Annotated in this window: 14 protein-coding genes and 2 pseudogenes; 1 reads left to right on the forward strand and 15 read right to left on the reverse strand. The window is 45.9% G+C overall.

Features of this window, described 5'->3' with window-relative positions; translation table 11 throughout:
- The 6 genes and pseudogenes from LKD42_RS03815 to thiE form a co-directional block, all read right to left on the reverse strand.
- A pseudogene (locus LKD42_RS03815) lies at positions 1 to 72 on the reverse strand (IS607 family transposase); the annotation flags it as partial.
- Between the two features lie 211 nt (positions 73 to 283).
- A pseudogene (locus LKD42_RS03820) lies at positions 284 to 1,342 on the reverse strand (3-deoxy-7-phosphoheptulonate synthase); the annotation flags it as partial.
- A gap of 157 nt (positions 1,343 to 1,499) precedes the next feature.
- Positions 1,500 to 2,333 (reverse strand): hydroxyethylthiazole kinase, encoded by an 834-nt coding sequence (thiM, locus tag LKD42_RS03825; protein ID WP_248834849.1) that lies wholly within the window; start codon positions 2,331 to 2,333, stop codon positions 1,500 to 1,502.
- A 6-nt stretch (positions 2,334 to 2,339) separates the two neighbouring features.
- The gene (gene thiW, locus LKD42_RS03830; RefSeq protein ID WP_173865557.1) at positions 2,340 to 2,879 is read right to left on the reverse strand and encodes an energy coupling factor transporter S component ThiW; all 540 of its coding nucleotides are present in this window, start codon (positions 2,877 to 2,879) and stop codon (positions 2,340 to 2,342) included.
- A 31-nt stretch (positions 2,880 to 2,910) separates the two neighbouring features.
- Complete coding sequence (gene thiD / locus LKD42_RS03835; RefSeq protein WP_248834906.1) at positions 2,911 to 3,705, reverse strand: bifunctional hydroxymethylpyrimidine kinase/phosphomethylpyrimidine kinase; 795 nt, start codon at positions 3,703 to 3,705, stop codon at positions 2,911 to 2,913.
- Positions 3,706 to 3,753: 48 nt separating this feature from the next.
- Positions 3,754 to 4,392 carry a thiamine phosphate synthase gene (gene thiE / locus LKD42_RS03840; protein WP_147631109.1) on the reverse strand — a complete coding sequence of 213 codons (639 nt, stop codon included), beginning with the start codon at positions 4,390 to 4,392 and terminating at the stop codon, positions 3,754 to 3,756.
- Between the two features lie 169 nt (positions 4,393 to 4,561).
- Between thiE and LKD42_RS03845 the strand changes: the two genes are divergently transcribed.
- Positions 4,562 to 5,038: a precorrin-2 dehydrogenase/sirohydrochlorin ferrochelatase family protein gene (locus LKD42_RS03845; protein ID WP_173865542.1), complete on the forward strand. Its 477-nt coding sequence runs from the start codon at positions 4,562 to 4,564 to the stop codon at positions 5,036 to 5,038.
- 52 nt (positions 5,039 to 5,090) lie between these two features.
- Here the strand turns inward: LKD42_RS03845 and xerD are convergent, their stop codons facing one another.
- The 9 genes from xerD to LKD42_RS03890 form a co-directional block, all read right to left on the reverse strand.
- The gene (gene xerD, locus LKD42_RS03850; protein ID WP_248834850.1) at positions 5,091 to 5,978 is read right to left on the reverse strand and encodes a site-specific tyrosine recombinase XerD; all 888 of its coding nucleotides are present in this window, start codon (positions 5,976 to 5,978) and stop codon (positions 5,091 to 5,093) included.
- Between the two features lie 300 nt (positions 5,979 to 6,278).
- Positions 6,279 to 6,872, reverse strand: coding sequence for a hypothetical protein (locus LKD42_RS03855; RefSeq protein ID WP_147631106.1), 594 nt, complete (start codon positions 6,870 to 6,872; stop codon positions 6,279 to 6,281).
- Positions 6,873 to 7,151: 279 nt separating this feature from the next.
- The gene (rny, locus tag LKD42_RS03860) at positions 7,152 to 8,705 is read right to left on the reverse strand and encodes a ribonuclease Y (protein ID WP_022118903.1); all 1,554 of its coding nucleotides are present in this window, start codon (positions 8,703 to 8,705) and stop codon (positions 7,152 to 7,154) included.
- A gap of 280 nt (positions 8,706 to 8,985) precedes the next feature.
- Complete coding sequence (locus tag LKD42_RS03865; protein WP_248834851.1) at positions 8,986 to 9,846, reverse strand: Cof-type HAD-IIB family hydrolase; 861 nt, start codon at positions 9,844 to 9,846, stop codon at positions 8,986 to 8,988.
- Between the two features lie 89 nt (positions 9,847 to 9,935).
- On the reverse strand, positions 9,936 to 11,618 hold the full coding sequence (locus LKD42_RS03870; RefSeq protein WP_248834852.1) for a glycoside hydrolase family 13 protein: 1,683 nt from the start codon (positions 11,616 to 11,618) through the stop codon (positions 9,936 to 9,938).
- A 24-nt stretch (positions 11,619 to 11,642) separates the two neighbouring features.
- Positions 11,643 to 12,473, reverse strand: coding sequence for a PTS system mannose/fructose/sorbose family transporter subunit IID (locus LKD42_RS03875; protein ID WP_248834853.1), 831 nt, complete (start codon positions 12,471 to 12,473; stop codon positions 11,643 to 11,645).
- Positions 12,470 to 13,282, reverse strand: a complete 813-nt coding sequence (locus LKD42_RS03880) for a PTS mannose/fructose/sorbose/N-acetylgalactosamine transporter subunit IIC (protein ID WP_178089145.1) — start codon at positions 13,280 to 13,282, stop codon at positions 12,470 to 12,472. Before LKD42_RS03880 ends, LKD42_RS03875 begins: the two co-directional genes overlap by 4 nt.
- Positions 13,283 to 13,363: 81 nt before the next feature.
- Positions 13,364 to 14,362 (reverse strand): PTS sugar transporter subunit IIAB, encoded by a 999-nt coding sequence (locus LKD42_RS03885; protein WP_173865537.1) that lies wholly within the window; start codon positions 14,360 to 14,362, stop codon positions 13,364 to 13,366.
- Between the two features lie 464 nt (positions 14,363 to 14,826).
- Positions 14,827 to 15,846, reverse strand: a complete 1,020-nt coding sequence (locus LKD42_RS03890) for a LacI family DNA-binding transcriptional regulator (RefSeq protein ID WP_022118905.1) — start codon at positions 15,844 to 15,846, stop codon at positions 14,827 to 14,829.
- Positions 15,847 to 15,850: the final 4 nt, after the last annotated feature.

Below are 15,850 nucleotides of genomic sequence, written 5' to 3' on the forward strand. Positions count from 1 at the left end.
GTCCCAACGCTGTAATGTTTTCACAGAAACACCTATTAATTCAGCAAAATCTTTTGGTTTATAATTCGTGATATTTGGCGTGTTCATAATAATACCTCCATAGGTATATTTAAACACATTTAACCATATTAAGCAATATATTTAGTCACTTATAAATTCCTCCTACTAAAATACTTTTCTAAGATAAGGTCACAGAAAGCCGCCAATCCCCGGGACGGCGGCTTTCTTTTCAAAGACCTGGGATATCAGGAAGCTATCCTTTCCCAGTCCTCTTACATACTCTTTAGCAAAGATCATAAATAGAGTAGATCAGTTTCTCGGAATCATCCCATCCAAGGCATGGGTCTGTGATGGATTTGCCGTAGATGTGCGGTACACATCCGATCTTCTGATTTCCACCTTCGATGTAACTTTCGATCATCACACCTTTTACCAGTGTTTTGATGTGTGGATTCAGGTTGCGGCTGTGAAGCACTTCGTTCACGATACGAACCTGTTCTGCATACTGTTTGTTGGAGTTGGAGTGGTTTGCATCCACAACAACAGCCGGGTTTTTGAGATTTCTCTCTTTATAGAGACGGTCTACCAGGTTCAGGTCTTCATAGTGGTAGTTCGGGATGCAGTTGCCGTGTTTGTTTACAGCTCCACGTAAAATGGTATGTGCCAGTTCGTTTCCGGTTGTCTTCACTTCCCAGGAACGGTAAATAAAGCTGTGGCTGCACTGTGCTGCAACAACAGAGTTGAGCATAACGCTTAAGTCGCCGCTGGTCGGGTTCTTCATACCGGCCGGTACGTCCATGCCGCTGACTACCAGACGATGCTGCTGGTCTTCTACAGAACGTGCTCCAATCGCTACATAAGAAAGCAGATCAGATAAGTATCTGTAGTTTTCCGGGTACAGCATTTCATCTGCTGCGGTAAGACCGGTCTGCTCGATTGCATGAATATGCATTTTACGTATTGCCAGAAGTCCTGCCAGCAGGTCCGGTTTTTTCTCCGGGTCCGGCTGATGCATCATTCCTTTATATCCTTCACCTGTTGTACGCGGTTTGTTTGTATAAATACGTGGGATCAGGATCAGCTTGTCGCCGACTTTTTCATTTACTTTTGCCAGGCGGCCTGCATAATCCAGAACTGCCTCTTCATTATCTGCAGAACAAGGTCCGATGATCACCAGGAATTTATCGGATTCTCCGGTAAACACCTTGCGGATCTCCTCATCTCTTGCTTTTTTGATTGCTGCCAGTTCTTCTGACAGAGGATATTTTTCTCTGATCTCCTGCGGAGTCGGTAATTTTTTGATAAATTCGAAACTCATGTCATTCTCCTCATCTGTTTCATTCTAAATTCAGCTTTCGTGCCTGCTTTTTAAAAGCAGGAATTCTATTTTCCTCTGATACCGAAAGCAGACTTTTCCACGAAACGATATCCACGAAAACAATTCCAGTCTATTATATCACAACTTGTATAAATATCCACCCTGTTTTATTCGCTAAAAATTATGGAATTATGATCTTATTCTTTAAAAATATTTCGTTTTGTGATGAAATAAGCGAAATTGTGTCTATAAATTGTAGGCGAAAGGTCATCGTTCCACCCTGTGCCTGAGCTGTTTTTTCTGCCGCAAGCTCCCCTGCCAAACCGACAAATGCACAGCACGCCGCCACACTTTCCAGCGAATTTTCGATTGAAAGAAAAGCTCCTAAAAGTGCCGAGGACATACACCCGCTGCCTGTGATCCTTGCCATCAGCGGATCGCCGTTCTTACAGTACCACAGACGTTCGCCGTCCGTCAGAATGTCCGTCTCTCCGGATGCCCACAGAAACAGTCTGTTCTGTCTGGCAAATTCCTGCATTGCCTGTGTATCGATCTGCTGCTGCATGGCATCCACCCCGACAACCGTTCTGTCATTTTTGATCAGTGCCGCAATCTCCGAATAATTCCCTCGGATGCAGTCCGCCCCGGCTTTTTTTATCAGCTCAATACATTTTGTCCTGCGGTAAGTGGAGCCGGATACACCGACCGGATCGATCACGATCGGATGCCCCAGCCTTGTTGCCATAAGTGCCGCACTTTTCATCGCTTCATAATCCGCAATCGCCCCGAAATTGCAGACCAGTGCATCACACCCCGTGGAAATCTCAGCAGCCTCCTGCGGATGATGTGCCATGGTCGGGGACGCACCGGCTGCCAGCAGAATGTTGGCACAGTCATTGACGGTCACCGCATTGGTGATGCACTGCACCAGCGGACGCCTGTTTTGTATTTCCTGATGCAGCGAAGCAATCTTTTCTGCAAAAATTCCGGTATTTTTCTGATCTGAAACCTCCATCCGCATCTACACTTCTCCGTTCTGCAGCTTAGCAAGCACACCCATTTTCGCCATCGAAACGGTGATCACAGCTGCCAGGACCGTACCGCCGCAGGTACTGACAAGGAACGGCACAACAAATGTAAACAGTGCTGCACTTTGATTTCCCATGATCAGAGATGCCACTGGATAAGAAAGCATGCCGCCGATGATGCCCGTTCCAAACACTTCTCCGATGTAGGCAAACGGCAGTTTTTTCCCATAGCGATACAGAAGTCCGCCAAGCAGTGCCCCGCACATGCTTCCAGGGAATGCCAGCGGGCTTCCAAGCCCGGTCAGATTGCGGATCAGTGCCGCTAAAAATGCCTGTCCAAGTCCCCACCACGGTCCGACTGTCACTGCACACAGAACGTTGACCAGATGCTGCACAGGTGCACATTTTGACCCGAATATAGGGAAGGAAAACATACTGCCGACCACTGCGATCGCCGTAAACAGAGCCGTCAGTGTCAGCTTTTCAATCCTGCTCCTGCTGTTGTATTTTTCGTTGTATGAATGATTATTCATCTTATTATTTTTCTTTTTTGCGTTATCCATGTTACCACTCTTCCTTTATCGCAAATCCATGATTCATCGGACCGCTGCCAGCTCCAAGATCCAGCATCGCTGCCAGTGCCCCGGAAATATAGCGTTTTGCCGCCTCGACCGAAGTTTCCAGATCTCTGCCTTTCGCAAGATTGGATGCGATCGCAGAAGAAAGCGTACATCCGGTTCCGTGCGTGTTTGGATTGTCGATCCGCACTCCATGGAACCACACCGGCTTCTTATCCTTCTGCCAGAGCAGATCGCTGGCATCGTTTTTCTGATGACCGCCCTTTAAAAGAACGGAGCATCCATACCGTGTTCCGATCACTTCTGCTGCTTTTTCCATATCCTGCACTGTCTCGATCTCCATATCCGCCAGCACTTCTGCCTCCGGAATGTTCGGCGTGATCACCGTTGCCAGCGGGAACAGCTTTTCTTTTAACGTCTCGATGGCCTCCTCACTGATCAGTCTTGCTCTGCTTGTAGAAACCATGACCGGATCGACCACGATATTTTCCGCCTGATACTCCGTCAGTTTCCCGGCGATCGTCCGGATCAGAGCTGCGGAGGCAACCATGCCGGTCTTTACCGCATCCGGCCGGATATCTGTAAAAATGCAGTCCAGCTGCTCTGCCAGAAACTGCGGTGTCACTTCCATAATATCTGCTACTTTTGTAGTATTCTGTGCCGTCAGTGCCGTGATCGCACTCATCGCATACACACCGTTTGCCATCATTGTCTTGATGTCCGCCTGGATACCGGCTCCGCCGCCAGAATCGCTTCCGGCGATTGTAAGTGCTGTTTTCATTTTCATATGCATTCCTCTTTCTGTTTCAGGTGAATTTGCTTTTATCTTTTATTCACAGATCCTGTCTGCTTTCTCTCGCAGATCTTCTGCCGCTTTTTTGATATCTTCACAGGCAAACAGACCACTCACCACTGCCACACCTGCCATTTTCCTGCCTTTCAGCAAAAGAATGTTGCCGCCGTCAATGCCTCCGATTGCCACCACCGGGATCTTCACGCTCTCGCAGATCTCCTGTAAAAGTGCATGATCCATCGGTTTTGCATCTTTTTTGGTGCTGGTTCCAAACACGGCTCCGCTGCCAAGATAATCTGCCCCGGCTGCTTCCGCTGCCTTTGCCTGCTCCACCGTCTTTGCCGTCACACCGATGGTCTTTTCCTTTCCAAGGATGGCTCTCGCCTTTTCCACCCCCATGTCCGACTGACCGATGTGCACGCCGTCCGCCCCGACTTTTGCCGCCAGTGCCACGTTGTCATTGATGATCAGATTTACGTTGTATTTATGGCAAAGCTCCAGCAGTTCTTTTGCCTCCTGCTCAAAATCCGCTTCCGAAAGTTCCTTTTCCCGCAGCTGCACCAAAGTCACGCCGCCTTTTAATGCCTTTTCCACCTGTTCATACAGGGTTTCTCCATGAAGCCAGCTGCGGTCTGTCACTGCATAGAGTCTTAAACTTTTTTTTGTAAAATTCACGCCATCGCCTCCCGATTTTTCTGCTACTCCGTTTCATTTTATACCGCAGCCCTCCTTTCTGTCCACAGAATTTTCCGCAAAAAACTTTGACCAGTACTTTTTTTTATTATATAATGATGCCAGGGTTAAAAGCTCAAAATGCCCATATTATGTAACACAGGAGTAGAACATGTCAAACGATAAAAAACCTTATTTTCCGCTTTTTGTAGATTTAAATGAGAAACAGATCGTCGTAGTCGGTGCCGGAACGATCGCCAAGAGACGCATCCGCACACTGGTTTCTTTTACCAACCATCTCACAGTCATTGCACCGGAAGTCAACCGGGAGCTTCTGGATATGGAGAAAGCCGGGATGCTCAGGATCAAAAGAAAAAACTACGAACGCGAAGATATTTATGATGCCGATTATGTGATTGCTGCCACAAACGACCATCAGATCAATTCAGACATCTACAGTGCATGCAAATGCATGGGGATCACCGTAAATGTCTGTAGTGATAAAACAAAATGTGATTTTTATTTTCCGGGCATCGTGCAGAACGGCAACGTTGTCATCGGCGTGACCGCCAGCGGCTCCGACCATAAAGAAGCCCGCAAAACCGTCGAAAAGATCCGCAGCCTTTTCCCGGAAGAAGAATTAAAATAATTTCCGATATCCATTACTATCTGTAACTTTCTGTTTATGGCTCATCCAGGCATTAATCTGCCCGCGGATGTGCCTTCTTATAGGAAGCTCTGACTTTTCCTGCTGCCATCTCCATATAGATCTGCGTTGTCGAGATGTCCGAGTGGCCCAGCATCTCCTGCACATCGCGAAGGTCGGCTCCGTTTTCCACCAGATGTGCCGCAAAACTGTGACGGAAGGTGTGCGGCGTAATATCTTCTTCAATCCCAGCTTTCCTTGCATACTCTTTCAGATTTTTCCAGAATCCCTGTCTGCTCATCGAATTTCCCTGACAGTTCACAAACAGATAATTTCCTTTTTTTCCGCAAAGTAGCCTGTCTCTTGCTTCTTTCAGATAAAATTTTAGTGCTTCTTTTGCTTTTCTGCCAAGAGGGATCACCCGCAAACGCTCTGCATCACGGCAGACAACATACTCCAGGCTGAAATTGACATCTTCCATCTGCACTGCGATCAGCTCCGACACCCGCATTCCGGTTGCATATAAAAGCTCCAGCATCGCTTTGTCACGGATGCCTTTGGCTGTGTTTCGTGACGGCTGCTCCAAAAGCCGTGTCACCTGCTCCTGCGTCAGCACGCCCGGCACCCGCTTCTCGATATGCGGTGCCTTGATTGTTCTGGTCGGATCTTTCTCGATCAGCCTGCGTCCAAATGCATAGTGAAAATATGCCTTCATGGATGCCACATTTCTGGATACAGTTGAAATCGAAAACCCCTCTTTCTCCAGATAAAGGATGTAAGAATTCAAACTGATCGGCGTGACATCATCCGTCTTTTTGATGCCTTTTCCGTCGAGAAACTGAAACATTCTTTCCAGATCCCGGCAGTAAGAAGACACAGTACTTTTGGATGCATTCCGCTCATTTGTCAGATATGTAATAAAATCCGGCATTACCTGTTCCATCGTTTCCCTCCCTGTTGCATAAAATCTCTGTTTTTGTGATGTGCTTCTCAAAAAATGCCATTCAGACTGTTCCGTTCTTTGCACTCACATGGCACTCTGCGTTCACATAAACCACAATGCAAGGTCACAAAAACACTAAATTCCAATCTATTCCATATTTCCAAGTATAATCATTTTTTTGTTGCTTGCAAATAGGGAAAAATGCCGAAATTTTGGGTTTTTTTGTTCCTACAACATCCTGATTCTCCCTTTGTTTTTCTACCAGATATAGTGATTATTTTACATAACTTTGCTGTTCTTTTAGTAAACAATTCTTAAAATCATCTGAACAAGCCCGGAGCCTGCGTAACTTTCCGTCAAAATTCCCAAAAAAAGTACCGACAAAGCCACAAAAAAGCACAGAAAATACCGCCTGTTGTTCTTCCCTGCCGTCCCGATCTTCCGAAGATACGCAAACTGTCTGCTTTTTTTGTCTGCTTCTTCCATCATCCACAGGAACAGCGGCACATAAATCAGGATCTGCGGCACCTGAAATAAAAGTCCAAGTCCGATCCCGGCAATCCCCATACTGGCAAACGCCTGTGCCAGAAATAAAGTCCCGATCACGCCCCAGACTGCCGGAAACAGATAAATACAGAATCTTCCAACCGTGCTGAATCCGAGCGCCCACAAAAGTAGCAGCCATTTCCCCCTCTCTTTTGCCACGATCAGCATCAGTTTTCTGCGATCAATATCCAAATAGGCATATTCTTTTAAATAGTACGGACTGAAAATCCCGGCTGCACCGTTGCCGGTTCTGCATTTTACTGCAAGAAAAATCCCCGCCAGAATCCCTGTCAGCATCGATATCGCACACAAAAGAAGAAATTTTTGATCCGGCTTTTTCAATCGCATGATCTGCACCCTGCTTTCACTGTTTTATAGCTTCTCCGTTCCGGTCGATACAAAGCCATTGTCCGTGGAACATTCAAGAATGCCTTCGGCCTCCTTGCGAAGCGTTTATCTTTCCTTCTACTTTATACAGTACGCTGCATGTTTTATGCCTGAAACTGTGCAAAACTGCTTCCTTCATTGCAAAACAACTTCAAGTCAAACACATGCAGAATCTGATGCAATCAGCACAAAAAAATCCCGCAAACCATATCGCTATGGTATGCGGGGTATGTTTAAATGCTATTTTGCGTAATCAACCGCTCGGCTTTCACGGATCACGCTGACTTTAATCTGTCCAGGATATTCCAGCTCTGCCTCGATCTGTTTTGCAACATCTCTTGCCAGAAGAACCATATCAGCATCGCTGACCTGTTCCGGAACTACCATGATACGAATCTCTCGTCCTGCCTGGATAGCAAACGATTTGTCTACTCCCTTGAAGGAGTTGGTAATATCTTCTAACTGTTTCAAACGATTTGTGTAAGTCTCAAGTGTCTCTCTTCTCGCACCCGGTCTTGCTGCTGAAATCGTATCAGCTGCCTGAACGATGCATGCGATCAGACTCTCAGGTTCTACATCTCCGTGATGTGCTTCCACCGCATTGATGACAAGCGGAGATTCTTTGTATTTCTTACAAAGATCTGCACCAATCTGGATATGGGAACCTTCAACCTCATGGTCGATGGATTTTCCGATATCATGCAGAAGTCCGGCACGTTTTGCCATGCGGACATCCACACCGATCTCACCTGCCAGAAGTCCTGAAAGCTGTGCCACCTCGATGGAATGTTTCAGTGCATTCTGTCCATAACTGGTACGGAACTTCATACGTCCAAGGAGACGCACCAGCTCCGGATGGATGCCGTGCACACCAACTTCAAGTGTTGCTGCTTCACCTTCCTCACGGATCATGTTCTCTACTTCTTTCTGTGCTTTCTCAACCATCTCCTCGATCCTTGCCGGATGAATCCTGCCATCTACGATCAGTTTTTCGAGGGCGATACGAGCCACCTCACGGCGGATCGGATCAAAGCCGGATAAGATCACTGCTTCCGGAGTATCATCGATGATCAGATCCACACCCGTCATGGTTTCCAGTGTACGGATGTTTCTGCCTTCTCGTCCGATGATCCTTCCTTTCATTTCGTCATTCGGAAGCTGTACTACAGAGATCGTAGTCTCTGCAACATGATCTGCCGCACATTTCTGAATGGCATTGACCACATATTCTTTGGCTTTCTTGCCGGCTTCCTCTTTTGCTCTGCTCTCAAGCTCTTTATAAAGCTTGGCAGTGTCATGTTTTACTTCATCTTCAACCGTTTTTAAAAGATATTCTTTCGCCTGCTCGGAGGTCAATCCTGAAATTCTTTCAAGTTCCTGTACTCTCTGTTCTGTCAGCTTTTCCACTTCATTGCTTCTCTTTTTGATTTCCTCTTCCTTTGCCGCTAAGCCTGTCTCTCTTCTTTCGATTGCGTCCGCTTTTTTGTCCACTGCTTCTTCTTTGGACAGTACACGTTTTTCGTAACGCTGCAGCTCTGCTCTACGTTCCTTTGTTTCCCTTTCCAGTTCATTCTTGGTTTTCAAGGATTCCTCTTTCACTTCGAGCAGTGCTTCCCGTTTCTTTGTCTCTGCAACCTTTAAGGCGTCATCTACAATCTGTCTTGCCTTCTCGTCGGCATTGCCGATCTTTGTCTCTACCACTTTCTTGCGGTAAGAGATCGCTACGACAGCTGTAACAGGGACGGCGATGATGAGAGTCACCAGAACAGCAATAGCAATTACTACTGGGCCCACAGGAGCACCTCCTTATAGAATTTTCAAGTAACGGACGGATTTAAAGCATCTGTAACTGCTTTATCTTCACAGCTGCAATGTTTCTTTAAATGCCTTTTGTTACTCGCATTGTACAAGTACAACATATTAATTTTACATTGCTTTGTGCATATTGTCAAGTAATTGTGAAGTGCTTTATCCTATTTTGCATCAACAATTCGCTTCTGCATTTACCGGACGATTTTCAGTTTCGCAAGTGCCCGGTAAATGCCCGTCGTGATCGTTGTCCGAGGTGTGCTCTTTATAGTTTCAGAAATTTTTCCAGAAATTCTGCGGCTCCGTCGTGGTCATTATCCGCAGCCACAAAATCTGCCTGCTGTTTTACCGGATCTTTTGCATTTTCCATCGCAACGGAAATCCCTGCTTCTTTGAACATCTCCACATCGTTTTCGTTATCCCCGATCGCAATGATCTGCTCTTTTGGAATCGCAAGACGTTCTTTTAAAATGGCAAGTCCTCTGCCTTTATTTATCCCTTCCGCTGTAAATTCCGCATTTCCGGCTACTGAGGTTGTCGTGTAGATTCCTTTTACTTTCTGCCATTTTTCCCGGATTTTCTTTGAAAGTAAAACATCCTCAAAAAAGATATTGATCTTTTCTGCTTTTTTCAGGATTTCACTCTGGTCTTCTAATCTTTTCACATACGCGTGGTTTGAAAGCATATATTCTGCAAAATTCCCTTCGATTTCTGCCGTAAGGAAATATTCTCTGTCGAGACTGTCCGCATAGACTTTTCCATCTGAGATAACTTCTGCATAATAACGTGATTCTTTCCCTGCTTTTTCCTGATGCACCCGGTACATTTCCCGCACATCCTTTAAGATCTGTTCTGCCGATCCTTCCGGAAGACATTTTTTATATAATGCACATGTCTTTTTCCAGTCCCAGACAACGGATCCGTTTCCAAGAACCGCATACGAAATTCCCGAAAGATTTTTGATTTTTTCCGGAAGAAGCGGCAATGCCCTTCCCGTAGCGGGAAGGACATGGTTCCCCTGATCCAGACATTTTTGCAGAACAGCACAGGTTCGCTCTGAGATCTGTCCCCTGCTGTTCAAAAGTGTGCCGTCCATATCGACGGCGATCCAATATCTGTCTGTCATAGATTTTGTTCCTTTTCCGCCTGTAATCTAAGATGAAATCGTTTCGTTTTTCGTATGTCTTATGTTTTCATCTCTTTACAAGCTGTGTTTCACTGAATTTTCATCATAAATGCTTCGTATGGGCGAAGTGCTTCTGTTAAATCTTTTCGCTCTGCATAGTTTGCGATCTTGACTTCCTGCACTCCTTTCGCATAGGACTTCAAAATTTCTGCCGGAATCGTCTCCTCTGAGAGATTTGCTGCCACCATCCAACATTCATCTGCTGTTTTGCGAAGATAGGCAAAAATGTGTTCCTCTTCAGCAAGGATCAGCTCGTAGCTGCCTTCTGTCAGAAGTGGTTCCTGATGACGCATCTCGATCAGTTTTTTATAATAATAGAAAATGGAGTCTTTGTCTGCAAGTGCTTCTTTGACATTGATTTCCCTGTAACGGTCAGACAGTGCAAACCATGGCTTTCCGGTTGTAAATCCTGCATTTTCACTGTCATCCCACTGCATCGGGGTTCTGGCATTGTCACGGCTCTTGTTCCAGACTGCCTTTTTGAACTCTTCTTCGGAAATGCTTTTTCCATTTTCCACCAGTTCTTTGTATGCATTTCGCACTTCGATATCTTCATACTCATCAAGCGGAAAATGGACATTTGTCATACCGATTTCCTCACCCTGGTACACATACGGTGTTCCCTGCATTCCATGAAGAACGGTTGCATACGCTTTCGCACATTCCCTGCGGTAAGTGGTATCATTTCCCCAGCGGGAAATAATCCTCGGCTGATCATGATTTTCAAAATACAGAGCATTCCATCCCTGGCCGCTGAGTTTGTCCTGCCAGTTGGACATGACACGTTTCAGTTCTCTCAGGTCAAATGGTTTTAATGCCCACTTGCGGTTGACCGATCCCGGAATGCGGTCGATGTTCATATGCTCAAATGTAAAGATCATATTCAGCTCTTTTCGCTTCGGATCGGTGAAAAGTCTTGCCACTTCCGGTGTAGAACCAGGTGCCTCACCGACAGTCATGCAGTTGTATTTTGAGAGGACTTCCTGATTCATCTCCTGGATAAATTCATGAAGTCTTGGCCCGTTGCTGTGATATTTTCCGGTATAATACTTTCTTCCCGGCTCTGTTTCTTCGTAGTCCGAGAAATTCTGGTCTTTTGAAATGGAAGCGATCACGTCCATACGCCAGCCGTCTGCCCCTTTTTCCATCCAGAATTTCATCAGATCATAAACTTCCTTTCGGACAGTCTCGTTTTCCCAGTTCAGATCCGGCTGTTTTTTGCTGTAGAAATGCAGGTAATACTGTCCGCGTTCTTCACAGTACTCCCAGGCACTTCCGCAGAAACTCGAACCCCAGTTGTTCGGCTCGCTGCCGTCTGCTTTTGGATCTTTCCATATGTAATAATCGCTGTATTTGTTATCTTTTGACTTGCGGCTCTCCACAAACCAGGCATGTTCGTCCGAAGTATGGTTTACCACCAGATCCAACACAACTTTGATTTTTCTTTCGTGTGCCTGTCGGATCAGCTCTTCCATATCTTCGTTTGTTCCGAATTTTTCGTAGATGCTGCGATAATCACGGATATCGTATCCGTTGTCATCCTGTGGAGAATCAAATACCGGGCTTAACCAGATCACATCGATTCCCAGTTCTTTCAGATAATCCAGCTTTTCGATGACTCCGCGAAGATCGCCGAAGCCATCTCCGTTCGAGTCCTTAAAGCTTCTTGGATAAATCTGATATACAACAGAATTTTTCCACCAGTCTCTCATTTTTCTTTACTCCTTCTCTTTCCCTTATGCAATTCCAAGTAACGACAATACAATGCCAAGAACGATGACACCGATGATCAGTACGGTGATGCTGACGTTCTTCTTTTTCAGAAGGTAATAGCACAAAAGAGTCAGTCCCAGCGGAACGATTCCAATGAAAATCTGATCCAGCATAGACTGCAGATTCAGAATGGATTCTCCCTGCATACTCAGTTCAAAAGTAGAATTAAAAGTTACCATGCTCGCTGTCATACCGCCAACCATGATCAGACCTACGGTACTTGCAGCTTTTGTAAGAATATTCATCAGACCGCTTGCATAAACTTTCTGGATATATTCGGAACCCAGTTTGTATCCCAGAAAGGTTCCATAATATTTCACAAGAAGGGACGAAATGTTAAACAGCAGTAAGAATACGATCGGTGCCAGAATATTTCCGGTCATACCAAGTCCAACTGCGATACCGGCTGCGATCACGCGAAGAACGCCCCAGAAAATGGAATCTCCGATACCTGCCAGTGGTCCCATCAGACTGGATTTTACTGCGTTGATGGAATTTGCATCAAAATCTTTCTGCTCGCTGTTCTTTTTCTCCATGGAAGCAACCAGCCCCATGATAAAGGTCGAGCAGGTGATCGTGGTATTGAAGTAAGACATACTTCTTACCAGTGCTTCTTTTTTGCCTTCTTCATCATTTTTGTAGAATTTATTGATAAACGGCATCAGTGCGTAACAGAAGCCGGACGCACCCTGTTTTGCCGGGCTTACGGCTGCATATAAGGTAAAGGAACGCCAGAATGCCTTTTTTAACATTTTCCGTTCATCTGCCGGAATGGATTTTGTCAGATTACTCATGAGAAAAATTCCTCCTCTTCTTCATCAAATTCACTGGACTGGTTACCTGCCGGTGCAGCCACACGCTGCATAGACAGCTGATTGATCTTGTAGTCGTTCATGCCAATCGAGATGGCAACGATCACACCGATCACTGCGATTGCGATCAGCGGAAGGTTCATGTATGCAGAAAGGACAAATCCAAGGAAATAGAACATACAGATTTTCTTGTCCCACAGCATTTTCATCAGCATTGCCATGCCGACTGCCGGAAGAAGCCCGCCGCAGACAGTCAGTCCGTTCATAACCACATCCGGGATTGCATCCATCAGAGTACTGACTGCATCGGAACCGAACAGGATTCCAAGGAATGCAACCAGGGAATACAGTATCCAGTTGACCGCCCACAGTCCATAGTGCAGAAAAACGATCTGTTTTTCTTTTCCTTCTGCTGCCAGCTGGTCAAATTTCTTTGCAAACATACCAACCAGAAAGATGTACAGGAATGTTTTGATCTGAAGTCCCAAAATACCGATCGGCAAAGCCAGTGTCAGGGCAACTTCACTTCCCTTACCCAGCATGATTGCAAATGCCGTACCGACTGCTGTTGCAATTCCAGGTTCTGCCGCTGAAGCACCGCCGATATTTACAACTCCCATAAACACGGCTTCCAGTGAAGCACCGATCATAACGCCTGTTTTTACATCTCCCAGGAACAGACCAACCAAAGGTCCGATGACGATCGGTCGGTTTAACATCGTAAAACCAATCAATTCTGCACCGCCGACACAGATAAATACGGCCAGTGCCACTAAAAATGCATTTAACATAATCTCTTTCTCCTTTTCAATGATTTTAGGATCAAACGTCATCAACTACGATACCTACGGATTGTTCCGTGCTTTGCACTCTCACAATCCCTTGGTATCTTTTAACTTGTCCAGCACATCTTTGACAAGTTTCTGCTCATCATTCGGAACCTGCTGCATGCAGGTCTTTGGATCGATTGCCACCAGTTCTCTTAAGTTCTGCACTTCTTCGTCTGTCAGCATGATGGTCGGGGAAAGCAGCTGTTTTTCAGATACATCGATTCCGTCGAATCTTCCGGTGTTTCCGATGTTCAGAAATTCAATCTCACCTACCTGTCTGCGGATCTTCAGTGCATCCTTGACGGTTCTTGTCAGAACGAGGATCCTCATTTTTGATGCACGCGGATCATTCAGAACACGGATGGCTTCATCTACCGGTTTGATCAGTGCCTTGATGCCTCCCGGAACTGCCATTTTCAGTGCCATTTTCTGCGTGTCATCGTTTGCCGCATCATCATTTGCCACCACGATCCCCTGTACACGCAACTGTTTGGTCCAGGTCATCGCCACCTGTCCGTGGATCAGACGGTCATCTACACGCAGTGCGGAAATCTTTGCTGTTGAATTTTCATAGTTTGCAGGCTGTGCGGCTTTTTTCTCCTGAACCGCAGCCGCTTTCTTCTGACTCTGTGCCGCTGCATCTGCTTCCTTTTTCGGTTTTGCATGCATCTGCACCATCTGAAGTTCTCCTCTTGCTTCCTCAATGTAAGTTTCGATCTCTTCTTCGCTCACATCATCATCCGCAAGCATGACCTGCATCAGTACCGGGAGATTTGTTCCGGTCACCAGTGTGACGTTGTCCTGCTTTGCGTACTCCATCAGCTTCTGGTTTACGCTTCCTCCCATCAGGTCGGTAAACACGATGATGCGGTCTTCTTTATGCTTCTCAAAAAATTCTTTAAACTGCTCTTCCACATTGTCTTCCGGTGTTACATAAGCATCAATCGTCGTGATCTCTGCCAGCTGACCGACGATCAGCTCGGCCGTGTAACGGATTCCGGAGGCCATTTTTCCATGTGTGGCAATCAAAATCTGTTTCATGTGATCCTCCTTTGAAGTGTCTGTTCTGCGTCATATTTCGTTAGGTTATGTACATAACTTCTATGTACACACTATAGCATTTGTCGTTTTGTCTGTAAATAGGTTATGTAGATAACCGTCTTTTTGTATAAGTTCAGATGGGGGATTTTTGTGCATTTTGATAGATTATGAAAGGATTTATTGAAAAAGGGAAGGTTCGTATAATAAAAACGCCCTGATTTTGGAAAACAAATGCTCTGACACGCTGCGTTTCCTGTTCGGTGTCCTCTGGCAAGCCAGGAACCTTTGTCAATGTGCAAAATGAACAATTCCCCAGTAGGTACTATCTGATGTACCGCTGCCAATGTGAGGTAGCGAGAGCGTGCCTTCGGGGAATTCGTTCATTTGCACATTTTCATTTTTTTTGTGTGGATGTCATTTTTCTTTATCACGCAAAATCAAACAATATTGCTGAATCTTGCTTTTCAGTCTCTCTCCACCGACTTCCTTTTCACCAGTGTCACGGACAGTTCTACTTCCCGCTGCGGATATTCTTCGCCTTCTTCGATCCATTTCAGAAGGATCTCCACTGCTTTCTGTGCTTTTTTCTGCACGTCCTGCTTTATGGTGGTAAGTCTCGGTGTGGAGTACTGTGCATAGCTGATATCGTCATAGCCTGCCACGCCGATCTGCTGCGGCACGGCTACTTTTTTGTCAGCACAGAAGCGGATTGCTTCCAGTGCATACATATCGGAGAGGAAAAACAGTGCCGTTCCCGGCAATCTTCTCTGTACCAGCCAGTCATAACTTGCTTTTCGTTTTTCATAGTTCATGCCAAGTGCCACAAACTGCAGTTTCTGACCTTCTGCCGCACACTCCTGCATGGCTCTCTGTGCACCGACATAACGCAGATGATCGACACCGTTGTCTCTTCCGGCACAGACTTTGATGTGCTCATATCCGCATTCCAGCAGATATTTCACCATCTGATAGCCGCCACTTTCGTCATCCAGACCGATATTGACCAGATGGCTGTCTTTGGCTGCGTTTCCGTAGGCATCGATCGACACGATCGGTTTTTTGATCAGCTGATAGATTTTTTCACAGTTGTGCCGGCTGAAGGAGATGGCGATCACGCCGTCCACATCCCAGCCTGCCACCATCTGAAAAATCTCTTCGATGTCTTTTGTGGAATACAGCATCAGGTAATAGCCCTGTTTCTGCACATATTCTTCGATAAATCCGATGATCTTCCCATAAAATGGATCTCCGAGAATGGAATCTTTGAATTCTTTATGATAGTTGATGACAACTGCGATCAGCTGAGACTTCTCGTTATTCAGCACTCGCAGTCCTCTTTTCTGCACGTAACCAACTTCTTTGATCAGTGCTTCGATCTTCTGGATCGTTGCAGGTGATACTTTTTTTGTTTTCCCGTGAATGACGTTGGAAACGGTTGTGGTACTGACACCTGCCTTTTCTGCTATTTCTTTGATTGTTGCCAAAAAT

Source organism: Hominisplanchenecus faecis, from assembly GCF_020687205.1.
Lineage (GTDB): Bacteria > Bacillota > Clostridia > Lachnospirales > Lachnospiraceae > Hominisplanchenecus > Hominisplanchenecus faecis.